The sequence below is a fragment of the Streptococcus sp. 3.1 genome, assembly GCF_016648915.1.
GTDB lineage: Bacteria > Bacillota > Bacilli > Lactobacillales > Streptococcaceae > Streptococcus > Streptococcus salivarius_E.
The window spans coordinates 62,136-87,472 of record NZ_JACLQV010000009.1; the positions used below are offsets into that span (position 1 = coordinate 62,136).

The window sequence follows — 25,337 nt, forward strand, 5'->3', positions numbered from 1 at the left end:
CACAAGCACCTCTGGTGCTTTTCTCATACAAAAAAAAGAACTGAGATTTTAACTCTCAGTTCTTTTTTGTTCTATTTTTCAGACTTTGCTGATTCAGACATCACTTCAGACTCTGAAGTTGACTGGCTTTCTTCGACCAAGTCTTCACTAGCAGATTGACTTGAGGCACCTGCTTGCTCCAAAGCAAGGCTAGTTGAAAGGCTCTCACGCTCTGCTTCCTGACTAAGGCTAGCTTCAACAATCATGAGTTCCTTTTGACGTTCTGTTTCACGAAGGTATTCACGTTCTTCTAGCTCTTCCTGACGACGTCTTTCCTGCTCAAGTCTTTGAGCTTTTTGACGCTCACGCTTAGCATGACGTTTTTGCGTCTCATCAATCAAGACCTTAGTGTTGTCTTTAATATGCATCCACTTAATAAGACGAACTAAGAGTCTCCATAGGAAAACAATAATCGATTCTGCGAAAAGAAGAATCTCAACCAGAATAACACCTAGCAAGCTCCAAGCCATGAAGAGTGTAATCAATAATTGCGTGAAAATCTTCTTCAAGTCACCCAAATGATTGTTGTGAATATTAAGAGTCTCAAGAAAAAGATCTAAAATTCCTTGCAAGAGGTGTGATTTAACAGATTTGTCTCCCTCTAAGCTCAAGTCCGTTTGAACTTCTGCCGGAGTAACAACGGTCAAGTCCCCATCTTGGTAGACATCAATACGGTCTCCTAATTTTATATCAAAATCAAAAAGCGTGCGATCTATTTTCTTAAGTCGCCCGTCAGGATGACTGAGATAAACAAAGTCATCATCAAATTTTAAAATACGAAACATAATTTACCTGCTCTTTATTGCTCCTTAAATAATAACAAAGTTAAAAAGCCCTTGTCAAGAGCTTCTTTTTCAATCCAAGGTTTTAACACCGATACGATTTTTATACTCTTGATACGTTTCAGTGTGCATGAGAGCTTTGGCATTTTTGACCCGATCTGCTGTTGGTGGTTTGACCCCTTCCAAAGGATATGGAATACCGAGCTCACGCCATTTGAACTCACCCATTGTATGGTAGGGAAGGATTTCAAATTTATCAACATTTTTCAAGGTCTTTACAAACTCGCCGAGCTTAATCAAGTGTTCATCAAAGTCTGTCAAACCAGGTACCAAGACATGGCGAATCCAGACTGGAACTTGTTTATCAGACAGATATTGAGCAAATTCCAAGATATTCTTATTAGGTTGACGGGTCACAAACTTGTGTTGTTCAGGATCAATCTCTTTGATATCCAGTAGAACCAAGTCAGTTACAGCCAAAAGTTTGTCAACAACTTCATGATACTCAGGAGTATTGCGGTAAGCAAACCCACAAGTATCAAGCGTACAGTGAATTCCTAGCTTCTTAGCCTCTGTAAAGAGGGCAGTGACAAAATCAATCTGAAGCATGGCCTCACCACCTGAAACAGTGATACCACCATGCTCACCCCAGAAATGACGGAAACGAAGAGCCTCATCTAAGACATCTTCAACCGTACGTTCAACAGCCTTATTTGACTCCATAGCCCAAGTATCTGGATTATGACAATATTGGCAACGCATCTTACAGCCTTGCATGAAAACAATAAAACGGATACCCGGACCATCTACGGATCCAAAACTTTCGGTTGAATGAACAAGTCCAGTCACCTGACTGTAATCAATTTCTGCCATGGCAGCCTCCTTGTAAACGCTTTTTACATGTTTTTATTATACCTCTTTTATCGGAAACATGCTCCATATCTGCCTGAATTCAAGCAAAGGTTATACTATAATACATCTAAAATTAAATGATATCTATACTATACCAGAAGAAAAACAAAAAAACTGGAAATATCCAGTCTTTTATCATCTATATTATTAGGCACGTTTCTTAAGCCCCAAAAAGGCCGCAGCAGCAAGGAAAAATGTTCCTGCCAATGTCAAGATTACTGTTGATGCTTCACCAGTCTTAGGAAGTGTAACTTCCTTACCTTTAGCATCTTTACCAGTCAATGTACCGTCAGCATTCACTTTGAATCCTACTGCTTCAGGAGCAACAACACTTGTTGTACCATCAGTGTTAGCGATGACAATTTGGCTGTTTTGTGTAGACACAATTGTTTGACCAGCTGCAGTGACAACTGGAGCTGTTGGTGTTACGGTAACAACAGGTTGTCCATTAATGTTCACTGCTGGAGTTTCAGGGGTTTGAGCTGCTTCACTTGTCCCTTTATCAGTTGGTGAGGCCGGTTCTTCTGGCTTATCGGCTGGTTTCTCAGTTGGTTTATCAGCTGGTGTTGTTGATGAATCAACTGTTGGAGCCGGTGTCGCAGGTGTTTCTGGAGTTGCTGGTGTTGTTGGTTCAGCTGGTACTTCAGGAGCTGTAGGTGTTGTTGGCGTTGCCGCACCTGTGTTTGAATCATTGCTACGAGCCAAGTCACCATCACTTGGGGCTGTTGAAGGACCTGTTGCTACACGATCTGTCGTTGGTTGTGTAAGAACAGCATCATTTGTCGCAATACCGTCGTCCGCAAAAGAAGTTACTGGTACAAAAGCTCCTAGGGTAAGGGTGAGTAAAAGCAAGCTACTATATATAGATTTTTTAGAAGCCATTAAGATTCTCCTTTTTTTCATTTATCAGTTAATTCATATTCTACCATAAAAAAGTAATAAAAGACTGTTTTAATTAAAATCTTATTTATTTTTATTCTAAATCTATCAATACGCTAAAATATGTTAGAGTATCTCCAAAATTATAGTTCTTTTTATGACAAAATCTAGCAGTTTGGATAGGTAAAAAAGGCTTTATAACGTACGTTATAGACATTTTCTAATCTTATTATTTTGATAAGCGGATATTCCAAGATAGATAAGAAAAAGCACTTTCACTCATAATGAGAGAAAGTGCCTAATTAGTAGATAGTCGCTTTTGAGTTCCAACATTTTCTAATAAAAACGTGGAAAAAACTATTCTTCTGCCTCTTCTGGAGCTGCCGTGATGATTACCTTAAGTTTGGTTACGCGACCATCCTTAACCTTATCATTGATAAATTCGAGGTGTTTGTCCTTGTTGATAACTGAATAGTGTTCCTTGACTTCTTGAGTTGGGATGGCCCCCACACCAGTCAAATAATAACCTGCGATAGTATCAACATCATCACTCTCAAGTTCTGTATCAAAATGTTCATTGAAGTCGTTAAGAGTCATAGCTCCTTCGACAATATAAGTATTCTCACCAATTTCACGAACTTCCACACTAGTTTTATCTGTTTCGTCGTCAATCTCACCAACGATTTCTTCCAAAAGGTCCTCGAAGGTAACAAGACCAGCAACGCCACCGTATTCATCAAGCAAGATAGCCATCTGATTATTGGTGTTACGAAAGGCTGCCAAGAGATCATTAACGAAGATAGTCTCTGGAACAAAGAGAGGTTCGTTCATGATTCGACGAAGTTTGATATTTTCAAAACCAAGTTCAAAACCTGCTTTTAGAAGGTTTTTAGTATGAATGACACCGATAATCTTGTCCTTGTCATCTTCATAAACAGGGATACGAGAGAAACTTTCCTTGAGAATAGCTTGGATATTTTCTTGAGTATTGTCTTCGATATCAATCATGAAGGCATCTGTACGAGGGACCATAACCTCACGTGCCATCAATTCATCAAGAGAGAAAATCCCCTGAAGCATTTCAATTTCTTCAGCCTCAAGTGTATCTTCACTCTTGGTCAACATGTACTCAATCTCATCCCGAGTCATCTGCTCATCCGCATCATCAAAGGTCATAGGCGTCAAATGAGACACAAGATTTGTCGATGCTGAAAGAATCCAAACAAAGGGACTAACAATCTTACCAGTAACAATAATAACTGGTGCTGAGTAGATGGCTAGATTTTCCTTGAGGTTCATAGCAATACGTTTAGGATAAAGTTCCCCAAAAACAATCGAGATATAGGTCAAGACAACCAAAGAAATCATACTACCTGCTGTCTTAGCCCAGGCTGCATGACCAAACCAAGTCGCTATTACTGCACCTAGTGAAGCGGAGAGACTAGCCCCTTGTAAGAGACTGATAAAGGTAATACCAACTTGAATGGTTGATAAGAAGTTATTTGGATTTTCAAGAACCTTGAGCAGGCGAATAAATTTCTTGTCGCCTTCTTCAGCCTTTTGTTCCACACGTGAACGGTTTAGTGATACTAAAGCCATCTCTGATGCTGAGAAAAAGGCCGTAAGCAAGGTTAATATTAGTAATAAAATAGATTGAAATAATAAGGACTGACCACTGGAGTCTTCCATTTTTTCTTCTCCTCTAAAAAAATTCTGACTTCCATTATATCACAATTTCCCAATATAGGTTCCTATTTTATGCTATAATTAGAGTAATTTATCATCGAAGGAGAGACTTATGTCACTTATACGCTTAGAAAATGTCAGCTTGGCCCGCCAAGGAAAAACACTTTTGTCTGACCTTAACTGGACAGTTGAAAAAGGACAAACCTGGGCTATCCTGGGACTTAACGGTGCTGGAAAATCAACCCTCCTACGTTTGTTGACAGCTGAATTCTTCCCTTCTGAGGGAAAGGCTGAGATACTAGGCTACACCTTTGGGAATGGAGACATCACAGGTCTTCGTCAACATATCGGTATCGTCAGCTCCTTCATCACTGAGCGTCTTCCTCAACATATGACAGCTGAAAAAATCGTCCTTACTGGTAAATACAAGAGCTCAATCCTCTACAAGGCATATGGGGATAAGGAGTTGCAAGAAGCCAAGGATATGCTGACTTCACTTGGTGCTGGAGATTTGATTGGTCGTAAATACCGTGGCCTTTCTCAGGGAGAAAAGCAAATCTGTTTGATTGCTCGCAGTCTCATGGAAGATCCTGACATCATTATCCTTGACGAAGCGACTGTTGGCTTGGACCTATTTGCCCGCGAAAAACTCTTACGTCAGATTGACCGTATCACCTCGCTTCCACATGCTCCATTGGTTCTTTACGTCACCCACCATGCTGAAGAGATTACTGAAAAAATGGACCACATTCTCCTACTCCGTCAGGGAAGAATCGTGGCACAAGGACCAAAAAACGATATTATCACACCGGAAGTTCTAGCTGACTTCTACCAAAATCCTGTTCAAATTATCCCAATTGACGACCATCGTTTTTACATTAACCCTCTTTTATAGAGACAAGTCATAAATTAACTTGATTTAGGGCCAATTCTAAAACAACAAGTCCCCCAGACTAGGTCTAGGGGACTTGTTGTTTTATGGCTACTCCTCTGTTATTTTCGATACGCCATACAAAATTAAGGCTGGAACGATAAGCTGTTCTATAGAACCATATGAAACAATGAATAGCCCAGCAACTACATATAGACGGTTTTTGTTAGCGGTGCTTATAGCTCTTGGAAGCATCATAGTAGGAATAATAATTAATGGAGTCATCATAATGAAGTACATAAACCAACCAATACCTGCTAAGGGATTAGATTCGTCTATAGGATAGTAAATGACAGAAATTAAATTAATAACTAAATCCCTAAGTGATAAGATAAAAGCAGTCCAAAGCCAAGGGGAATGAAGACCTTGAGGATTGAGTTGTCTTTGGCTCTCCGCATAATCATAACTCTTACGCTCTTCAATGACAGGTTTGGTTCTTTTCTCCACCAGCAGATCATCTTCACTCAACTCAAACCCATACTTCTTCTGCCATTTTTCAACTAGTGTGGAAGTGTTGCCGTTTGTACGATAGACAAGATAGGATGATACTACTAGTAGAAAAAGAGAGACATCAGTAATGATATGGTCAACCAAGAAACCATAAACCAACTCAAGTAAACTAGTAACTATGATAAAGATTGAAGAGATTCTTAATTTCTTTTGAGTTGTTTCAGCTATTAATGTAAGGAACAAAAATATACTTGCACACTCTAGAACAGGATACAGTATGTAAAAAATACCACTAATATCTTTTGTAGAAATCTTTACGTAATGTGTAGCCCATACTACAGCTACCATCCCTAATCCAAGAAGGGGAACAGAGAACTGCCAAGCTGACGGACTCTTAAGGGAGGCTAAGAGTATTGAAAGCTCTGCCTTCATAATCATAATAACAAGCCAAGCTAAACAAATTACAGTTAAAACTGGTGAAACTAACCAGGGTTTAAAAATGGAAGCCGGTACTATAAAATAGGTAACTAGCTGACAAATATGGAAGGCAAACACAGCTAAGACGCCCTCAGCTTTCCGCTTGTCCTTCAAAAGCCTAAAAACAAACCATACTAAAACGACTTGCTGTGGAAGTTGAGAACTTAGTACAGATACAGAATTGAGCGTTTCATACTCAAAATGCAAACCATAAGACCTAAGCATAGAAAGAGCTAACAATACTTCAAAAAAGATAAGTATATAATACCAAGTTTTTCTGGACATACAACCGCCCCACCTTTCATTTAATCTTAGAGAAAACATCTTTCAATACCATTACACTCCTTTTTATGTAAGCGCTTTACCTTTACAGTAAAATATTCCCTCTTTTCTTTACTTGATAACAAAACAGTCCTTTTTGACCGAATAGATTCTAGAATGAACCACATAGACAAATGATATTGTCCGTAAGTTAACCTTTTGATAACTTAGTAGGTGTTAAAGCAAAATATCTTTCAGATATAGAAAACGAGGTAAAAACATGACTAAAGTAATAGGTATTGGATTAATCGGTACAGCAGTAACAGTTATCACTTACAGTATTCTCGGCTTCCCAAAATTGGAGGTGTCCCTTTGGCCACTCTTTCCAGTCGCCCTTTTTGCTTTCTTTGCAATAGAAAATCTTATCAAAAAAGATTATAAATCTAGTTTCATGAGTACTTTGATTGGTTTAATGATTGCTAATGCAATCTATGACTTGCTCCCTATTTCAAACAGTATCCTGATTGTTGCAGGAATCCTAACATGCCTAGGACTGGGCTTTCTTTTTCCAAACCACGATAATGAAAAAGAGAGACATTAAAAAGAAGCCAAGAAAAATCTTGGCTTCTTCACTTAAGCTCGACCTCGAGCCAGATTAATCATATCATAGGTTAAAGTGTTGCTAGTTTCTTTGAGAGAGTAATCCTCCAAAGTATTGACTTCCTTACGAAGCTGCTTGGCATAACGGCTAGAGATAAGCTCAGCCTGCTCGTACTCGTTAATAACCTTACGTTCCAAATAGTAGCCTCGTAACATTTCATCGATATTGTCTGGATGAAGGTGGGTGATAACCCGCTCAACAAAAGCACCTGATTGAATTATTTCAGCCTCTTGAAGTCGATTACGCTTCAAATAAGACAAGAGTTCTGAATGATAAACACCTTCCAGATTACTCAAGGCTTCTAAAATCTGCTCCGTATTTGTTAAATAAAGTTCAGCCATATGGTCACGGTTTTCTTCCGTCAACCTAGGACCCCTCCTAGTTTCATCCTGATTAATACGAAACTTGAAAGTAAGAGCCAAGTGCAACAATCTACGAAGGCCACGCACAAAGACAGCTAGAGCGTAAGAAAGACTAGAGACAAAACCACGGTTAATACGACGCTCTAAGCTCTTGATATAACGTTGGTAGAGATTGTATTCGAGTTCTGAAATCTTGCCCTTCTTGTAGGCATATTCCAGACCCTCACTCTCAATTTCCATAATCATGACTCGGATATTGGCCAACTCTTCTTTGACATCATTTGATTCCTGCTCCAAGATTAAATCTTCCAAGCGTTGATTGTAGTTGTCAATAGTAGCATAGACAGCTCCTTGATTAGTTGACTGTTTTAGATCTTTTTCCAACTCGCCGACCACATCATTAAGAATGGCAATCTGCATATAATGGTTGGTTGTGTGCGCTGGTCCAGTGGCTAGCTTAGGTAGGACTAAGATACCTGTTAAGAAACTTAATAAAGTGACACCCGCTACCGTAAAGAGCAAGAGACTATGTTCCAAAGCCGTCATATTGGCAACCGGAAGCAAAAGGATGGTTGCAATTGAGACCGTTCCTTTGACACCAGAAAAGGTTAAAAGAGTAGCACCCTTCCAGATTTTTTTCAGTGATCGTTTGGCCCCCCAAGCTCTTTGGGCAAATACCGCACTAATCATAACAAAACGAATGCCAAACATGGTCGCTGTTAAAAGGACGATAGCAAGAAGCATCCAGAGATTATCGTAGGTAGTGCTACGCAGTACTGGGGCTGCTAGGGTTGGAAGTTCTGTTCCCAAGAGGAAAAAGACCATGCCATTAAGCATGAAGGTAATGGTTCCCCAAATCGTATGAGAAACACTATCCAACTTGGCATCAAAAACGGTGATTTTTTTAAAGCGACTGGCAAGTGAAATCCCTGCTACGACAACAGCAATAATTCCGGAAGCATGAATTTCCTCGGCTACAAAGTAAGAGGAAATCGGTAGTACCAACTCTAGTAAGAGAGCACCTGTGACATCTGCAGCATCCATATTATCCAAAATGGTCAAAAAGAGACGATTAAATAAGGCTGTAATCAAGCCAACCAAAAAACCACCAAGCACAGAAATAACCAAATTCCAGCTCGCATCAAGGAGGGAGAAAGCACCCGTTGTCAAAGCGGTCACCGCCACCTGAAAGGCAACCAAGCCAGAGGCATCGTTTAGAAGCCCTTCACCCTGCAAAATATAGCTAATCCACTTTGGAAAACTAAAGCGTTTAGAAATAGCAGAATAGGCCACCAAATCCGTTGGCCCAAGAGCCGCCCCAATGGTTAGGCAGGCAGACAAAGGCACTGAGGCAGGCAAGACAGCCTTAGCAAGATAACCGATTCCCATCGTAGACACGAAGATGACTGGAAAAATCAAAAATAGAATGAGTTTCCAGTTACGTAAAATACTGGTAATATCACTTTCTTCACCCTCACGAAACAGCAAGGGAGCAATAATGAAAGCTAGAAAAAGTTCCGTTTCAAGCTCGAAAGCACGTTCCTTAAAAAGAAAACCGATACCCACTCCAAAAATAATTTGGATCAAGGGTAAGGGAAGACGTGGAAAGATACGATTGATAACGTTCGATAAAATCAAGCTAAAAAGAAGAACAAGCAAAGCTAACGATAGATGCATAGCTCCTCCTACCCTTCCTTATGACAACAGTTTGAGAATAGTTCTTTTTGCTTACTAATTTTTTTATCAATGGCAGTGACATCTTCCTTAGCCAAAAGTTTATGGCAACGTTCGACCTCAAGACTAGCTAACTTTTTCTTGATCTTAGCCGTTTTACGATTATCAACCTTTTTCAAAGTACCCTCGGCACTCTGCTTATCAATATATTTGGCCTGCATATCTGCAAGTTTTTCTTTAATATCTGTAATCATTGTAATTTCTCCAACATCACCAAAAATGGTGGGGTATTAATTTGATTAAGGGGTTGGTAAAGCATAGCTGTGAAAACACGCTGGTCCAAACCGATAACGTACTCAAGCACAGCATCCTTCTCCATATCACCACCATCATGACCGTAGTAAATCATAATAGCCAAACGCCCACCAACCTCTAAGCGGTCAAGGATTTTCTCAATGGCCTCAAGAGTCGTATGGGGCTTAGTGATGACACTTTTATCTGCAGATGGCAGGTAGCCCAGATTGAAAATAGCTGCTCGAATAGGTTCCGTGACATAATGGTCCAGATTTTCGTGACCATCTAAAATGAGTTCCGCATTTTCAATTCCCAGGTCTGACAAGCGTTGACTGGTCTTTTCAAGCGCCTGCTCCTGCACGTCAAAGGCATAAACCTTCTTGGCAAGACCAGCCAGAAAGGCTGTATCATTGCCGTTTCCCATGGTCGCATCGACAGCGACACTCTCATCATCCAGCACTTCTGCTAAAAAGTCATGAGATAGATGAATGGGTCGTTTAATCATGCTTTTTCCTCCTTCTCGCTAACGACTTTGCACCCTTGCCATGAGTCACGACGTTCCATCTCTTTGTCAATGGCATTAAGGACTTCCCACTTGTTGAGACTCCACATAGGACCAATCAACATATCTCGCGGCGCATCACCAGTAATCCGATGAATGACGATATCCTTAGGGATGATTTCCAACTGGTCACAGATGATGGACACATACTCTTCCTGACTCAGCAATTTAAGACGCCCCTCGTGGTAGTCTCTTTGCATACGCGTATTGGTCATCAGGTGGAGGAGGTGGAGTTTGATTCCCTGAATGTCATTGTCCGTCACACAACGGCGAACATTTTCCACCATCATCTCGTGGGTTTCCCCTGGCAATCCATTAATCAGGTGCGATACAATTTCAGCCTTTGGTGCACGCTCACGCAGACGCTTCACGGTCTCCACGTAGAGTTCATAGCTGTGTGCTCGGTTAATGAGTTCTGACGTTTCTTCATAAGTCGTCTGCAAACCAAGTTCAACAGTCACATGCATACGTTCTGTGAGTTCTGCCAGATAATCAATCACATCATCTGGCAAACAGTCTGGGCGGGTACCGATATTGATGCCAACAACACCAGGCTCATTGATAGCCTGTTCGTAGCGTTCCTTGATAACCTCAAGCGGAGCGTGGGTATTGGTAAAATTTTGAAAATAAACCAGATATTTCTGAACTTCTGGCCACTTGCGGTGCATAAAGTCAATCTCATGATAAAACTGCTCACGAATCGGCGCCTCAGGAGCTACAATGGCGTCCCCAGACCCTGATACCGTACAAAAGGTACAGCCACCGTGGGCCACTGTGCCATCACGGTTGGGACAATCAAAGCCCGCATCTATAGGAAGTTTGAAAATCTTTTCGCCAAAAATTTCACGATAGTAATCATTGACTGTTCTATAACGTTTTTTCATAAAGACTATTATAACACTTTGACCTTAAAAAGAGAGTAAGACTAGGACAAAAATCATGGATTTCTGCCTGTCCTACTCTCTCTTCTTATTTAGTCTTTTTCAAATAATCAATAGCTTCTTGAGCTGTTTTAACAGGGACGATTTTCATCTTGGTCCCCAGTTTCTTGGCAGCTTCCTTGGCCTCTTGATAGTTAGTCTTGGCATCCGGATCAGCCTTTTTCATTTCCTTAGTTACTGGATTATTTGGCACGAAGAAAATATCTGCGCCACTATCAGCCGCTGATTTCACCTTGAGGTAGGCCCCACCGATATCACCGACAGCCCCATCCTTTTCAATAGTGCCTGTTCCAGCAATTTTACGGCCAGCCTTGAGGTCTTGACCAGACACCTGATCGTAAATAGCCAAAGTAAACATAAGCCCCGCACTTGGTCCACCAACACCATCAAGTTTAAACTTCACGTTTTCAGGACTCTTGACCTCAGTATGATCTGTCAAACCAATACCGATACCATTTTTACCATTAGCAATCTTAATGATCTTACCAGTAGCAGTCTTTTCTTTGTCCTCTGTCGTATAAGTAACCTTGACTTTTGAACCCAACTTAAGTCCTTGGACGTATTTAATCAAGTCAGTAGAATTGTCAAAGGTCTTGCCATTGACAGCTGTCACCGTATCCGCAATATTAAGGACACCCTTGAAACTAGAGTCATCAGCCACCTGAAGCACATAAACACCCATATACTCCAAGCTAGCCTCCTTACCAGCCAGAGTCAAGCCCTGATAAATCGCCTGGTTTTGGGAAGTCTCCATGTAGAATTGATTGATACGCATGAAATCTTCATCAGAGTAATTTCCAGTCGCCTCTTCAGCCGTTTGAAGCTTAGCAAAATCATTAAGCTGAGCATAGAGCATGAGGGCCAAGGTCGCCTTGGTTTGGGCCACCGCCACAAAATTGTAGGAACCTTTTGAATCATCAGCTTTCTTATCGACTGTCAAGACCTCCTTGGTATCAAAAGCACCACCCGGAAGCTCAACATAGTAATTATTGAGCGGGAAAAAGAGGGCAAAGAGGAGGAAAAGTACCGTAAAAATACTTAGCAACCACCACTTAATCCGCCAAATTTTCCCTAATAGTGATTTAGATTCGTTCTTGTTTGCCACGCTTGGCCTCCACTTCCTTAACAACTGCTGGAGGAACATAAGAACTAATGTCCCCCTCAAAATAAATCAACTCACGCACACGACTCGAGGACACTGGTGTCACCTCATGACTAGCAATCAAATAAACCGTTTCAAGCTCAGGCGCCAGCCCCTTATTGAAATAATCCATATTAGCCTCATAGTCAAAATCTGTCGCATTACGAAGGCCTCTAACCAGATAAGTCACCCCAAGATCTCTGGCGACATCTACAGCCAGACTATCGTGAGCCGTTATAACCTTGACATTAGGAAAATCTGCTACAACCTCTTCCAAGATACGCTTGCGAGTCTCAATGTCCCAGAAGCCCTGCTTATTTTTATTATAAAATAGTCCAATATAGAGCTCATCAAAGAGCTTGCTGGCTCTGGCAATAATATCCATATGCCCATTGGTAATTGGATCAAAAGACCCCGTAAACATAGCAATCTTTGTCATAGCATTCCTTTCTCCAACTTCCCTATCAAAGGCTAACGCACGTAAACGGTCACCTTACTGATACCATAGGTTTTCTGCTTCCAAATCCCAAAGTTTGAAATTTCTTCAGGCAAGTCCACAGCCTTATCCGTCTCGCAAACCAACATAACTTCTTCAGCCAAGAGCCCTTGCTCCTCTAACTGAGTAATATTAGCCACAATCTGCTCTTTGGCATAAGGCGGATCTAAAAGCACCAAGTCAAATTGACCTGTCAATTGTGTCAATGCACGCGCTGCATCCATCTTCAAAAGCTGAAACTGCTTCTCACTCTTGGTCATCTTGATATTTTCCTGGATAACAGCCTGTGCCCGACGATCCTTTTCCACGAGGACAGCAGACGACATACCACGACTGATAGCTTCAATAGCCAGGCTACCGCTCCCAGAAAAGAGATCCAAAACACGCCCTCCATCAAAGAAAGGACCAATCATATTGAAAATAGCACCTTTGACCTTGTCCGTTGTTGGACGAGTCGTTTTGCCTTCTAACGTTTTAAGCGGACGCCCGCCAAAATCACCTGCTACAACACGCAAGTCGGTCACCTCGTTTTTACTGATTTTTAGTAAGACTTTTCTATTATAACAAAAAATTACACATAGATGTTGCCACAAAGAAATCTAGTCATGCTAAATACCTACAAGACCACACAAAAAACTCGAGAACCTCCCGAGTTTCCATTTATTTTACTTATCACCAAGTGCAGTCACGTAGTTGTAGGCTTCGATACCAGCTGTGGCACCATCCCCTACGGCTGTTGTAATTTGGCGAAGGTCTTTCTGGCGGACATCCCCAATGGCAAAGATACCAGGAATACGTGTCGCCATCTTATCTTCTGTAATTACCCAACCATCTTGGTCAGTGATGTCGAGACCTGTCAAGTAATCTGAAACTGGATCAAGTCCCACATAAACAAAGACACCGCCAAATTCGTGGTTAGTCACCTCACCAGTTTTGACATTCTTGATATCAACACTGCGAACCTTGATATCATCACCCTTGATTTCTTCAACGACTGAATCCCAGATAAACTTGACCTTTTCATTGGCGAAGGCACGGTCTTGAAGAACCTTTTGGGCACGCAATTCATCACGACGGTGAACAATGGTCACGCTATTGGCAAAGCGTGTCAAATAAATTCCTTCTTCAACGGCAGAGTCTCCACCACCAACAACCAAGAGGTCTTGATTACGGAAGAAGGCACCATCACACACCGCACAGTAAGATACACCACGGCTGTTGTACTCTTCTTCACCAGCAACACCAATATGACGGTGTTTGGCACCAGTCGCAATGATAACTGTCTTGGTTTGGTACTCCTCATCACCAGTTTTGACAACTTTATAGTCACCCTTGTCTTCGATACCAGACACAATACCATAAAGATTTTCAACGCCCAATTTTTCCAAGGGTTCAAACATCTTCATAGACAATTCTGGACCAGAGATACTTTCAAAACCAGGGTAATTTTCAATATCAGACGTGTTATTCATCTGTCCACCAGGAGCACCTTGCTCCAAAGTTGCCACTTTAAGGTTGGCACGAGCTGCATAAAGTGCTGCAGTCATCCCCGCAGGACCAGCTCCAATAACAATTGTATCGTACATGAGTAACTCCTTATATGATTTTCTTGTAGAGATATCTTACACCTAATGTGCCAACAAAGCTAGAATTATGCATTCAGCACGATAAGAATCGCCATAAAAGCAAATGCCAAAACTGGAATCGAAACCATCGACATCATAATAGCATCATAGAGGGCACCTTGACGCTCCTTAACAGTTTTGTCTGCACGACGTAACGCACGCCATCCAAGCCAAATGGCACCAATCACCAAGCACACAAAGAAAGCAATCACAAGGCCTAAGAGATAAAATTTAAAAATATTTAATAACATAAATCATCCTAAAGTGAGAAATAGAAAAGGCTGAGATAACATTCTCCAACCTCTAAATTCGACTAGTAATAACTGCACGATGCAGCCTCTGATTGGACTAAAGTCGCCTTTGAAACATTCAAAAGTTCCTAATCATCCTTGTGGGATTTTGACTATGGACTAAACTGTAGTCCTATCCCACTTTTCTATTGTAACAAAAATCCCATCTTAAAGATATTGTTTTGAATAAGAAGCGAAAAATTCTTTTGTTCGTTCTTCTTTTGGATGGTTGAAAAGTTCTTCAGGTGTTCCTTGTTCAAGAATATGCCCTTTTTCAAGGAAGAGCACCTTGTCAGCTACTTGATAAACAAAGTTCATGTCGTGACTAACCAAAATCATGGTCTGACCTGACTTAGCCGCATCAGCGATTGATTTTTCAACCTCACCAACCAACTCAGGGTCAAGGGCAGATGTCGGTTCGTCAAGCAAGAGCACATCAGGCTTCATTGCAAGGGCACGAGCCAAGGCCACACGTTGCTTTTGACCACCTGACAAGTGGCGTGGGTAATGATTTTCACGATTAGAAAGCCCAACCTTAGCGAGCTCTTCTTTAGCAATCTTGGTAGCTTCGTCGTCAGAAAGTTTCTTAACAATCTTAAGACCTTCCTTAACATTATCCAAGGCTGTACGACGTTCAAAGAGGTTGAACTGTTGGAACACCATGGACAACTTACGACGAAGAGTAAGGATTTGCTCTTTGGTAATTGTTTCGAAATCTACCTTGAAATCATCAATGGTAATGGTACCAGAATCAGGTTGTTCCAAATAGTTTAAGCTACGAAGGATTGTTGACTTACCTGCACCAGAGGCACCAACAAGAGCCACAACTTCACCCTTTTCAATGTCAATATCAATGCCATCGAGAACCTTTTGTCCTGAAAATTCTTTGGTCAAATTTTTGATACTAATCATTAGCGGTCACCTCCAATTCCAGAAATGTCAGTCACTTCAGGCGCCTTAATGGCCATGTGATTTTCAACTGAACGACCAATGTACTCAATCAAGATTGAGATTGCCCAGTATACAAGGGCAACTGAGATATAACGTTCAAAGTAACGATAGTCAGCACCACCTAAGATTTGAGCCTGTGCATACATTTCAACGATACCAGCACTAAAGGCAAGTGATGTTCCCTTAGTCAAACCAATCAAACTGTTAATCAAACTTGGTGTCGCAATAACAGCTGCATTTGGAATAATGACACGACGGTAAACCTGTGCTGATGTCATCCCAAGAGAACGGGCAGCTTCGATTTCTCCAGCATCCACAGCTTGAATCGCTGCACGAATGGTTTCACTCATGTAAGCCGCTTCGTTAAAGGCAAAGGCTGTAATGGCAAAGATAGCTGGTGGAATCTCATTAATGTTCCAGTCCAAACCAAACTCACCATTCAAGTAACGAAGGAAGAGTGGAATACCATAGTAAGTCAACATGAGTTGGACAAGAATTGGTGTCCCGCGCAAGAAACTCACAAAAACGGCTTGAATCGGATAAAGGATACGTACTCGATTGATTTTAACAACCGCAAAGACAAGGGCCAAAATCAGACCGAAGAAGGCCCCTGCAATAGTCAATCCCAAGGTTAAAGGCAAGCGTTCTACAATCTGAGGAACCGCATCAAAGACAGCCTTCCATGAGAAGAGCTTACCAGCTGGCATCCAAGATGCAATCCATTTGAAGACAACCGTAACCAGTTGCAAAACATAGCCCCAAAGGATCTCCACTAACCATGATAAGAGATTAGCCAGAGCAACAACTACTCTCAAACCAATTAAGCCAACGACAACTTGGAGGTACCAAGGTAACCGATTAAATGCTTCTATACTCTTTTTCACAATGTCGCCCTTTCTTTCTAAAAAAGTCGGTTAGCCTAGAGCTAACCGTTCAAATATCTTATCATAAATTTTATAATATTCATTTTAGCACGACTCAGAAAGTCTGTGAAATAGTCTTTTCTTATCAAAGTGATAAGGAAATCATATCACTGATAATTCAGCTTTATTAACGTCAAAAAGCTGAGACAGCAGTCTCAACTTTTAACAGTCTTATTTCAAATCACTGACGTAATCGCCACCGAAGTATTCCTTGCTGAGTTTGGCAAGGGTTCCATCCTTCTTAAGCTCTTTGATACGTTTATTGACAAAAGTCTTGAGTTCCTTACCTTGCTTATCATTTGAGAAAAGAAGATATTCAAGACCATCAGTCTTCATACCGATATCGTCTTTAATCTTGTTTACTGCCAACTTATAGCCTTGATCTTTGACAATGTACTCAGAGGAAATGGCATCATAAAGGATAAAATCAATTTTTCCTTCTTGAATGTGTTGAATACGTGTTGAAAGACCAGTTGAGCTAGATGCATAGTTAATTGTAATTGGTGTCTTGTCCGCATTAGCGTGGTTCCAATTTTCAAGCAACTGAGCATAGTTAGAGCCAGGAAGCACCTCTGTCGTCTTACCAGACAAATCATCTAAGCTAGTGTACTTGGTCCCCTCAGCACTAGTGATGGCATAGTTAGAACGTGAAATCGGATCTGAGAAACCATATTTCTGAGCACGTTCTTCATTGTAGTTGAAGTCGTTAGCCGCAATCTGATAACGTCCAGAATCCACCCCTGTCAAGATGGAATCAAAAGGTGTCGTCACAAACTTAACCTCATACTTGTCTGAATCTTTGAAAATAGCCTTGACCAAATCAATATCATACCCCTTGAAGTCATCACCTTTTTTGAAAGTGAAAGGCGCCGTATCAGAGTCTGTCGCAACAGTAATCGTCTGCTTCTCACCAGATGCCTTACTGTCACTCTTGTTCCCACAAGCAGCCAAAGTCAAAACCGACAAGCCAAGAATTCCTAAACCTGCAAGCCATTTTTTCATATCTATATTCCTCGATACTTTCATTAATAGTTAGTGATAACAGTTTACCATCTTCATCCCAACTCGTCTAATAATAAAATCCTAAGTGGTGATAGAAAATGGTTATAGGGGTGAGGGTAGAAGTAACAAGATAGAAAAGAGCTGCCACTCATGTGACAACTCTAAAAACCTAACTTTTCGGGTTGGTTCACTCTATTGAATTCTTACTTAGTTCTTTTTGAAAGGATTTTGGTCATCCATTTCTTTGAACTCCTGCACTGTAAATTTTGGATATTCAATCTTATCAACAAGCTCATCATAATTTGCGATGAGTTCTTGGAAATGCACATCCACATAGCCTAGATAAATAATCTGGTCGATGTCTTCTTTGTTAAAGAACATTAAATCCCTAGTAACAGCACCAAGAGGTAGAAGGACTGCTCCAAAATCAAAGTAGCCCTGTTCACCACCTTTTTCTGTTACTGGAAACAGACTGGTAATCATCATATTGTTGTCATTGCCATGGACTCGAACAACACTACCAATAGGCAAGTGTTGACGTTCTTGTGTCTCTGTTGCTTTAATCATACTAATTCCTCCAAATACTTCTTAGCCTCTTTCACGTAAAACAAATCCGGATTTTCGTTGACGATTTCTTGAAAGCAGGATTTAGCTTCTTCGGGTTGGTTTTGGTTGAGATAGTTTAGCGCCTTGTAGTAACAAAGTTCCACCTGTTCAAGATGATTGTTTCCAGATTCAACAGAAATAGTAATCGGAATTTTCTCGGTTACTATACTATCAATCATCTTAATCACATTTACTTGTTGGGAAATCAGTTCTTTTTGGTTCTGAAATTTTGTAGGAATGGTCGATAGGACACTGACATAGTGTTGCAAGTCATAGCTATCTCTGTTAAAGACTTTATTTAAAAATTCTAGATAATAGTACCTTGCAATGGATTGTGTTTGTATGCTATTAAAATCTGTCGGTTTAAACTCACCTAACATTTTTAAGGACTCTTCAAAGTCGCCCCGCAAATAGTAAATCTGTGCCATATTAATAAAATAAAACGCTTGTGATGATTTACTCCTACGTGCCCTGTTTTGACCATAAGCCGAGTAATGTTCAAATATATTTTGATACCTGTCCAAATCAATATGTTCACAAAGAATATTCCTTACTCCCTTTTCAATAAAAGCAAGTCGAAGCACATGCAACAATACCAACACAACCATTACTATAAAAGCGGACCAATATATCAAAGGGTTATTGCTAACCCCACCGTAAACATACACAGCCATTATCAAGATAATAGAAATAAGAAAGTGATTCTTTTCTCTCTTTTTAAAACGTAAAATCTCAGCACCTGTCATGTTTGAAATCTTATTAGTCAAAGTTTTTAGCATTTTATCTCCTAGCATTAATCATGGACATCTGTCACTATCAATCCAATTCCTCCAAATACTTCTTAGCTTCTTTCACGTAAAATAAATAATGTGGCTAACTCTATACCCTATATATGAGAGTTCACCGTCACAACCTATTCTTTCCAAAATACTCGACAAATCATTTATCGAAATATTCTGAATACAGACTACAATATCCATTATACCATGGAAAATAAGCTTTCATGACATTATGAGAGGGACAAAATTATTAGGATTTGGGTATTAGAAAACCCCAGCCAGGGGCTGGGGGCGGTGATAGATAAAATCAATCTTTGCTAAAACACTACTTATCCTTATATGATGACTTACTGCTTGAGTCGCTACTATCTTCAGGTTGATAGTCTGACAAATTCTTATGGATGCGTTCGGCGTAAACGGCTCTGCTTCCTGATTCATCATGGTCGACCAAGGCTTCGGCAAGCTCTTTATAATCTTCTACAGAAATAGTCCAGTTTCCACCATCATCTTTGGTAAGCTTGAAGGTCTTTTCCAGATTATCAGCACCTGTCAAAGGTGTATAGGATATTTCTTTATCAATGTCCTTAAATTGCGTCAAATCACCGTTAAAGTTTTCACCATAAAGGAATTTCGTTGTGAGATCTTTGGCCTTACCTTTTTCCACATCGTTGTTATCAGCTTGATTCCATTGTTTCAACTTGTCTATGTCGTTGTCATAGAGACTCATAAGGAGAGTACGAACAGCAGCTGCAGCTCCATAGGCACTAACAGAACGTGAAGTAAAGGTAACTGTCGCATCATTTCCCTTAACTTTGACATCCTTCAGCTTATAGTCCTGAATCTTACCAATCATATTACGACGGACCTTAAGGAACTTAGAAAGTACTTGAGTTGGAGTCTTGGCATCATAGCCTTCAATGTATTTAAACGTATACTTTTCTTCCGGTGTATACCCCTTCTCTTCAATAGTGTCTGCAACCTGTTTTTCAAAGACATTCGTTTCAGTCCAGGTTTCGTAATTTTCACCGTAGAGTTTTGAAAAACCGTTACTAGATTTTCCAAGCATGGTATCAATTAAAACTGTCGCATCAGCCTTGGCACGTTCTGTCGGAGTTGGTGTCGCCTTTTTCTTCTCAGCTGGTTTATTGGAAGCACAGGCTACAAGAACCAAGCAGGTTGCTAAAATCAAGCCCAGATAAGTAAAAACTTTTTTCATTAAGATTATTCCCTCATTTCTATTGGTTACTATTTAAGATAGCATAGGTCTGATGATTCTTCAAGGTCACTTTTCAGGGTATGAAGCAAAACTCTACCTATTATATTGTTTTTATATCATGACTCCAAATCATCCAAATCTAACTGCCTGCCCTCTTGGTCTTCCAAACCTGTCAGAGTAACACCTAAGAGACGAACACCACTGCTATTTTCCTCCAGTTGATCAAAAATGGTATGAGCAATCCTTTCGATGGTGTCGAAATCCTGGGTCGATTTGTCCAAGGTCATACGCTTGGTTAAGGTTGAGAAATCCGAATAACGGACTTTGATGACAATAATTCGACCGACTTTTTTAGTTTTCTGAGCACTTTCAGCTACCCGCCTAGCATTCTTAGTCAACTCAGCCTTGATGTCATCTTCATTATAAAGAAGCTTGCCGTAGGTTCGCTCACTTCCGATAGATTTACGGACACGATTGGGCCTAACAGGACTATTGGAAATCCCTCTAGCCTTTCGGAAGAGATCAAATCCAAAACGTCCAAAACGATCAATCAGCGTCATCTCAGGAATCTTCAGAAGATCGGCACCGGTGTATATTTCCATGTCATGAAGACGTTCAACTGACTTTTTACCCACCCCATGAAACTTTTCAATAGGTAGCTTTTCCAAAAATTCCTGAGCCTCCTCTGGGAGCACCACCGTCAAACCAGCAGGCTTTTGAAAATCAGAAGCTAGTTTGGCGATAAATTTATTGTAGGAAACGCCTGCTGAACAAGTCAGGTGAAGTTCCTGCCAGATATCATACTGGATAAGTTTGGCTACCTTAACCGCCGATTTGATACCAAGTTTATTTAGCGTCACATCAAGATAGGCTTCGTCGATAGACATAGGTTCTACCAAGTCGGTATAGCGTTTAAAAATCTCACGAATCTGCATTCCTACCTCTCGGTAATGACTATAATTTCCTGAGATAAAGACAGCATTTGGACAACGTTCATAGGCTTCCTTAGAAGACATGGCTGAATGGACACCATATTTTCTAGCCTCGTAATTACAGGTTGATACCACACCACGTCCCCCTGTTTTTCTAGGATCGTGACCGATAATAACCGGTTTGTCCTTAAGACTGGGGTCATCCCTCATCTCGACCTGAGCAAAAAAGGCGTCCATGTCAATATGGATGATTTTCCGACTGATATCATTTATTAGAGGAAACTCTAACATGGCTCCCTGCCTCCTTTCTCAGATTTATCTCATTGTAAAGCTTTTCACATAAAACTTTGGGACTACAAAGCATTCTCCCCTTATGATACCAAAATCTACCAAAAAACAGAAATTTATAATACAGATTTGTCGTTTTCAAAACTGTATTATAAAAGAATGTCTCTAAAAACACAGTTTTAAAGTTGTGTAAGCGGTTACTGTGTGATAGAATACTTCTAGAGAATGTAACAGATGATTTTGTTACTAGAATTATAGGAGATCCAAACTATGGCAACGGTTAAAACTAACACAGATGTTTTTGAAAAAGCGTGGGAAGGCTTTAAAGGAACTGACTGGAAAGAAAAAGCTAGCGTTTCACGTTTCGTTCAAGCAAACTACACACCTTATGATGGTGATGAAAGCTTCCTTGCAGGACCAACTGAACGCTCTCTAAAAATTAAAAAAATCGTAGATGAAACTAAAGCAGGCTATGAAGCTGAAGGACGCTTCCCAATGGATACTCGTCCAACTTCAATCGCTGACATTGACGCAGGATACATTTCAAAAGAAGATGAACTTATCTATGGTATCCAAAATGATGAGCTCTTCAAATTGAACTTCATGCCTAAAGGTGGTATCCGTATGGCGGAAACTGCTTTGAAAGAACACGGTTATGAACCAGATCCAGCTGTACACGAAATTTTCACAAAATACGTAACTACAGTTAACGATGGTATCTTCCGTGCTTACACTTCAAACATCCGTCGTGCACGTCACGCTCACACAGTTACTGGTCTTCCAGATGCTTACTCACGTGGACGTATCATCGGGGTTTATGCTCGTCTTGCCCTTTACGGTGCTGACTACTTGATGCAAGAAAAAGTTAACGACTGGAATGCTATCAAAGAAATCGACGAAGAAACTATCCGTCTTCGTGAAGAAGTTAACCTTCAATACCAAGCACTTCAAGACGTTGTTCGCCTTGGTGACCTTTACGGTGTAGATGTTCGTCGCCCAGCCTTCGATACTAAAGAAGCTATCCAATGGACAAACATCGCCTTCATGGCAGTATGTCGTGTGATCAACGGTGCCGCTACATCTCTTGGACGTGTGCCAATCGTTCTTGATATCTATGCAGAACGTGACCTTGCTCGTGGTACTTACACTGAATCAGAAATCCAAGAATTCGTTGATGATTTCGTTATGAAACTTCGTACAGTTAAGTTTGCTCGTACAAAAGCTTACGACCAATTGTACTCAGGTGACCCAACATTCATCACAACTTCTATGGCTGGTATGGGTGCTGACGGACGTCACCGTGTTACTAAGATGGACTACCGTTTCTTGAACACTCTTGACAATATCGGTAACTCTCCAGAACCAAACTTGACAGTTCTTTGGACTGACAAATTGCCTTACTCATTCCGTCGCTACTGTATGCACATGAGCCACAAACACTCTTCTATCCAATACGAAGGTGTGACTACTATGGCTAAAGACGGATACGGTGAAATGAGCTGTATCTCATGTTGTGTATCACCACTTGACCCAGAAAACGAAGAACAACGTCACAACATCCAATACTTCGGTGCTCGTGTTAACGTGCTTAAAGCCCTTCTTACTGGTTTGAACGGTGGTTACGACGATGTTCATAAAGACTATAAAGTATTTGACATCGAACCAGTTCGTGACGAAGTTCTTGACTTTGACACTGTTAAAGCTAACTTCGAAAAATCTCTTGACTGGTTGACTGACACTTACGTAGATGCTCTTAACATCATCCACTACATGACTGATAAGTACAACTACGAAGCTGTTCAAATGGCCTTCTTGCCAACTAAACAACGTGCTAACATGGGATTCGGTATCTGTGGTTTCGCAAATACTGTCGATACATTGTCAGCAATCAAATACGCTACAGTTAAACCAATCCGTGACGAAGATGGCTACATCTACGACTACGAAACAATCGGTGAATACCCACGTTGGGGTGAAGATGACCCACGTTCAAACGAATTGGCAGAATGGTTGATCGAAGCTTACACTACTCGTCTTCGTAGCCACAAACTCTACAAAGATGCAGAAGCTACAGTTTCACTTCTTACAATCACTTCTAACGTTGCTTACTCTAAACAAACTGGTAACTCTCCAGTTCACAAAGGGGTATACCTCAACGAAGATGGTTCAGTGAACTTGTCTAAATTGGAATTCTTCTCACCAGGTGCTAACCCATCTAACAAAGCTAAAGGTGGATGGTTGCAAAACTTGAACTCACTTGCAAGCCTTGACTTCGGTTACGCAGCTGATGGTATCTCATTGACAACTCAAGTATCACCTCGTGCTCTTGGTAAGACTCACGACGAACAAGTTGACAACCTCGTAACTATCCTTGACGGATACTTCGAAAACGGTGGACAACACGTTAACTTGAACGTTATGGACTTGTCAGACGTTTACGAAAAGATTATGAGCGGTGAAGATGTTATCGTACGTATCTCTGGATACTGTGTAAACACTAAATACCTCACTCCAGAACAAAAAACTGAATTGACACAACGTGTCTTCCACGAAGTTCTTTCAATGGACGACGCTTTGGGATAAAACAAATAAAGAGCTCGCAATAGCGGGTTCTTTTATTTTTGCAAAAAACTAGTTTTCATTACATTTTTCTAAAACTACTATCATTTACATTTGACTTTTTATAAGATAAGCTATAAAATAAAAGCGTTTCCGTTTGGTTTCTCCAAACACTTCACTCTCAGAAGCACCTCAGAGAAATGACACTCTATCACTGTCTAACTGCTAGTTTACAAATAACAGGTCAACTAGTATGACAATAAAATAAAAGAGTACAAGGAAGAAAGATGAATAAGAAAAGTTTTAAGCTAATTGGATTAGTAGCTCTCGTAGCAAGTACAGTCCTACTCGTAGCCTGCCAATCCGAGACAAAAACCAAAAACTCAAAGTCCAAGGACGTTCAATGGGGTTATACTGGCTCTACTGGTCCAGACCATTGGGGTGACCTTTCTAAAGATTATGAACTCAGCAAAAATGGTAAAGAACAATCTCCGATCAATATCACCGGTGCTGAGGACGTTGATCTTCCAGAACTAAACCTTAATAATCAAGAATCAGAAGCTCAAGTTGAAAATAACGGGCATACGATTGAAGTCAGCTTTAAAAATCCAAAGAATACCCTAACGATTGGTGATGATGTCTATAAATTACAGCAGTTCCATTTTCACGCACCTAGTGAGAATGAAATTGATGGTCATACTTATCCTCTAGAGGGGCACTTCGTCTATAAGACAGATAATGGGAAAATCACAGTTGTCTCGGTTCTCTATAATTATGGCGATGAAAATCAAGCCTTAAAACAAATATGGGATAAAATGCCTCAGGCGGCCAATACAGAAACTGAGCTTCCTCAGGCTATCTCACTATATGATTTCTATCCTGAAGACAAGGACTACTACAACTTCGAAGGTTCCTTGACAACACCGCCATGTACTGAGGGTGTTAACTGGATTGTCTTCAAGAATCAAGAAACCGTTAGCAAGGAACAAGTGGAAAAATTCACCCAAACCCTTGGATTTGAAAATAACCGCCCTATCCAAGATACAAACGGTCGACAAATTAAAGAATAAAGCAAGATAAAAAGCTTGATGATAACTCCTCGCATCGGGCTTTTTTTCGTTGACAATTAGTTATAGACTTTGTTACACTTGCCCTATGATTATCAAACATACAAGAGATACACTCTCAGAAACTTACCTCGATGCCGTAGCCATCCGAAACACTGTTTTTGTTAAGGGGCAAGGTGTTCCTCGCTCCATCGAGATTGATGCGAATGAAGCCTACTGCATCCACTTTGTTCTATATGATGACAAAGGCAAGGCAGCAGCAACCGTACGCCTACTACCGAATAAAGACTTGACTCAGCTTACGCTCCAACGTATGGCGGTACTCGATGCCTACCAAGGTCAAGGTCTGGGGAGCATTCTCCTAAAAGAAGCTGAAGATTTTGCACAAGAACAAGGCTTCCAGACTATTTCTCTCCATGCTCAACTCGGTGCACTTAAGTTCTACCGCAACAATGGCTATCAAGAAGTCGGTAAGATCTTTGAAGAAGCTGGTATCCAACACATTACTGTTGAAAAATCCTTACTAAGTAAAAAAGCTTAAGCAGTTGACC

Annotated in this window: 26 protein-coding genes; 5 read left to right on the forward strand and 21 right to left on the reverse strand. The window is 40.7% G+C overall.

Features of this window, described 5'->3' with window-relative positions:
• Nucleotides 1-71: 71 nt before the first annotated feature.
• From H7U02_RS06655 to H7U02_RS06670, 4 genes are all read right to left on the reverse strand, one after another.
• Complete coding sequence (locus tag H7U02_RS06655; protein ID WP_004183318.1) at nucleotides 72-824, reverse strand: hypothetical protein; 753 nt, start codon at nucleotides 822-824, stop codon at nucleotides 72-74.
• Nucleotides 825-893: 69 nt separating this feature from the next.
• Nucleotides 894-1,694, reverse strand: coding sequence for a pyruvate formate-lyase-activating protein (gene pflA / locus H7U02_RS06660; RefSeq protein WP_002891689.1), 801 nt, complete (start codon nucleotides 1,692-1,694; stop codon nucleotides 894-896).
• Between the two features lie 186 nt (nucleotides 1,695-1,880).
• Complete coding sequence (locus H7U02_RS06665) at nucleotides 1,881-2,615, reverse strand: LPXTG cell wall anchor domain-containing protein (RefSeq protein ID WP_110981253.1); 735 nt, start codon at nucleotides 2,613-2,615, stop codon at nucleotides 1,881-1,883.
• Between the two features lie 354 nt (nucleotides 2,616-2,969).
• On the reverse strand, nucleotides 2,970-4,301 hold the full coding sequence (locus tag H7U02_RS06670) for a hemolysin family protein (RefSeq protein ID WP_110981252.1): 1,332 nt from the start codon (nucleotides 4,299-4,301) through the stop codon (nucleotides 2,970-2,972).
• A 109-nt stretch (nucleotides 4,302-4,410) separates the two neighbouring features.
• Between H7U02_RS06670 and H7U02_RS06675 the strand changes: the two genes are divergently transcribed.
• Entirely contained in the window at nucleotides 4,411-5,193 is a 783-nt protein-coding gene (locus H7U02_RS06675; RefSeq protein WP_073689403.1) for an ABC transporter ATP-binding protein, read from the forward strand.
• A gap of 87 nt (nucleotides 5,194-5,280) precedes the next feature.
• Here H7U02_RS06675 and H7U02_RS06680 read toward each other — a convergent pair whose 3' ends face one another.
• Complete coding sequence (locus tag H7U02_RS06680; protein WP_110981291.1) at nucleotides 5,281-6,441, reverse strand: hypothetical protein; 1,161 nt, start codon at nucleotides 6,439-6,441, stop codon at nucleotides 5,281-5,283.
• A gap of 256 nt (nucleotides 6,442-6,697) precedes the next feature.
• Between H7U02_RS06680 and H7U02_RS06685 the strand changes: the two genes are divergently transcribed.
• Nucleotides 6,698-7,018: a hypothetical protein gene (locus H7U02_RS06685; protein ID WP_002891695.1), complete on the forward strand. Its 321-nt coding sequence runs from the start codon at nucleotides 6,698-6,700 to the stop codon at nucleotides 7,016-7,018.
• Between the two features lie 32 nt (nucleotides 7,019-7,050).
• Here the strand turns inward: H7U02_RS06685 and H7U02_RS06690 are convergent, their stop codons facing one another.
• The 16 genes from H7U02_RS06690 to dinB form a co-directional block, all read right to left on the reverse strand.
• Complete coding sequence (locus H7U02_RS06690) at nucleotides 7,051-9,117, reverse strand: cation:proton antiporter (protein WP_201042981.1); 2,067 nt, start codon at nucleotides 9,115-9,117, stop codon at nucleotides 7,051-7,053.
• A gap of 8 nt (nucleotides 9,118-9,125) precedes the next feature.
• Complete coding sequence (locus tag H7U02_RS06695) at nucleotides 9,126-9,368, reverse strand: hypothetical protein (RefSeq protein WP_002891697.1); 243 nt, start codon at nucleotides 9,366-9,368, stop codon at nucleotides 9,126-9,128.
• Nucleotides 9,365-9,913: a tRNA (mnm(5)s(2)U34)-methyltransferase gene (locus H7U02_RS06700; protein ID WP_201042982.1), complete on the reverse strand. Its 549-nt coding sequence runs from the start codon at nucleotides 9,911-9,913 to the stop codon at nucleotides 9,365-9,367. Before H7U02_RS06700 ends, H7U02_RS06695 begins: the two co-directional genes overlap by 4 nt.
• On the reverse strand, nucleotides 9,910-10,854 hold the full coding sequence (locus tag H7U02_RS06705; protein WP_155222579.1) for a TIGR01212 family radical SAM protein: 945 nt from the start codon (nucleotides 10,852-10,854) through the stop codon (nucleotides 9,910-9,912). The genes H7U02_RS06700 and H7U02_RS06705 overlap by 4 nt, the downstream gene beginning before the upstream one ends.
• A gap of 85 nt (nucleotides 10,855-10,939) precedes the next feature.
• A complete protein-coding gene (locus tag H7U02_RS06710; RefSeq protein ID WP_070839178.1) occupies nucleotides 10,940-12,016 on the reverse strand; it encodes a SepM family pheromone-processing serine protease in 1,077 nt (358 codons plus the stop codon).
• The gene (gene coaD, locus H7U02_RS06715; protein WP_073688433.1) at nucleotides 11,994-12,491 is read right to left on the reverse strand and encodes a pantetheine-phosphate adenylyltransferase; all 498 of its coding nucleotides are present in this window, start codon (nucleotides 12,489-12,491) and stop codon (nucleotides 11,994-11,996) included. Before coaD ends, H7U02_RS06710 begins: the two co-directional genes overlap by 23 nt.
• A 32-nt stretch (nucleotides 12,492-12,523) precedes the next feature.
• Nucleotides 12,524-13,120 carry a 16S rRNA (guanine(966)-N(2))-methyltransferase RsmD gene (rsmD, locus tag H7U02_RS06720; protein WP_270327740.1) on the reverse strand — a complete coding sequence of 199 codons (597 nt, stop codon included), beginning with the start codon at nucleotides 13,118-13,120 and terminating at the stop codon, nucleotides 12,524-12,526.
• A gap of 93 nt (nucleotides 13,121-13,213) precedes the next feature.
• Nucleotides 13,214-14,167 (reverse strand): thioredoxin-disulfide reductase, encoded by a 954-nt coding sequence (trxB, locus tag H7U02_RS06725; protein WP_311637442.1) that lies wholly within the window; start codon nucleotides 14,165-14,167, stop codon nucleotides 13,214-13,216.
• Between the two features lie 32 nt (nucleotides 14,168-14,199).
• Entirely contained in the window at nucleotides 14,200-14,424 is a 225-nt protein-coding gene (locus tag H7U02_RS06730; RefSeq protein WP_002884393.1) for a DUF4059 family protein, read from the reverse strand.
• 207 nt (nucleotides 14,425-14,631) lie between these two features.
• Nucleotides 14,632-15,375: an amino acid ABC transporter ATP-binding protein gene (locus tag H7U02_RS06735; protein WP_201042986.1), complete on the reverse strand. Its 744-nt coding sequence runs from the start codon at nucleotides 15,373-15,375 to the stop codon at nucleotides 14,632-14,634.
• The gene (locus H7U02_RS06740) at nucleotides 15,375-16,121 is read right to left on the reverse strand and encodes an amino acid ABC transporter permease (RefSeq protein ID WP_141760020.1); all 747 of its coding nucleotides are present in this window, start codon (nucleotides 16,119-16,121) and stop codon (nucleotides 15,375-15,377) included. The genes H7U02_RS06735 and H7U02_RS06740 overlap by 1 nt, the downstream gene beginning before the upstream one ends.
• A gap of 387 nt (nucleotides 16,122-16,508) precedes the next feature.
• The gene (locus tag H7U02_RS06745; RefSeq protein WP_048674808.1) at nucleotides 16,509-17,339 is read right to left on the reverse strand and encodes a transporter substrate-binding domain-containing protein; all 831 of its coding nucleotides are present in this window, start codon (nucleotides 17,337-17,339) and stop codon (nucleotides 16,509-16,511) included.
• Nucleotides 17,340-17,546: 207 nt separating this feature from the next.
• Nucleotides 17,547-17,906 (reverse strand): DUF4176 domain-containing protein, encoded by a 360-nt coding sequence (locus H7U02_RS06750; protein ID WP_002891708.1) that lies wholly within the window; start codon nucleotides 17,904-17,906, stop codon nucleotides 17,547-17,549.
• A complete protein-coding gene (locus H7U02_RS06755; RefSeq protein ID WP_173014517.1) occupies nucleotides 17,903-18,724 on the reverse strand; it encodes a tetratricopeptide repeat protein in 822 nt (273 codons plus the stop codon). Before H7U02_RS06755 ends, H7U02_RS06750 begins: the two co-directional genes overlap by 4 nt.
• 325 nt (nucleotides 18,725-19,049) lie before the next feature.
• Nucleotides 19,050-19,940 (reverse strand): peptidase, encoded by an 891-nt coding sequence (locus tag H7U02_RS06760; RefSeq protein ID WP_073689435.1) that lies wholly within the window; start codon nucleotides 19,938-19,940, stop codon nucleotides 19,050-19,052.
• Nucleotides 19,941-20,056: 116 nt separating this feature from the next.
• Entirely contained in the window at nucleotides 20,057-21,163 is a 1,107-nt protein-coding gene (dinB, locus tag H7U02_RS06765) for a DNA polymerase IV (protein ID WP_110981249.1), read from the reverse strand.
• A gap of 267 nt (nucleotides 21,164-21,430) precedes the next feature.
• On the opposite strand from dinB, the gene pflB reads away from it, so the two are divergent.
• The 3 genes from pflB to H7U02_RS06780 all read left to right on the forward strand — a co-directional run bounded on the left by pflB (nucleotide 21,431) and on the right by H7U02_RS06780 (nucleotide 25,327).
• Complete coding sequence (gene pflB, locus H7U02_RS06770; RefSeq protein ID WP_049553862.1) at nucleotides 21,431-23,743, forward strand: formate C-acetyltransferase; 2,313 nt, start codon at nucleotides 21,431-21,433, stop codon at nucleotides 23,741-23,743.
• Between the two features lie 263 nt (nucleotides 23,744-24,006).
• The gene (locus tag H7U02_RS06775) at nucleotides 24,007-24,789 is read left to right on the forward strand and encodes a carbonic anhydrase (protein WP_110981248.1); all 783 of its coding nucleotides are present in this window, start codon (nucleotides 24,007-24,009) and stop codon (nucleotides 24,787-24,789) included.
• Between the two features lie 85 nt (nucleotides 24,790-24,874).
• Complete coding sequence (locus tag H7U02_RS06780; RefSeq protein WP_037611921.1) at nucleotides 24,875-25,327, forward strand: GNAT family N-acetyltransferase; 453 nt, start codon at nucleotides 24,875-24,877, stop codon at nucleotides 25,325-25,327.
• Nucleotides 25,328-25,337: the final 10 nt, after the last annotated feature.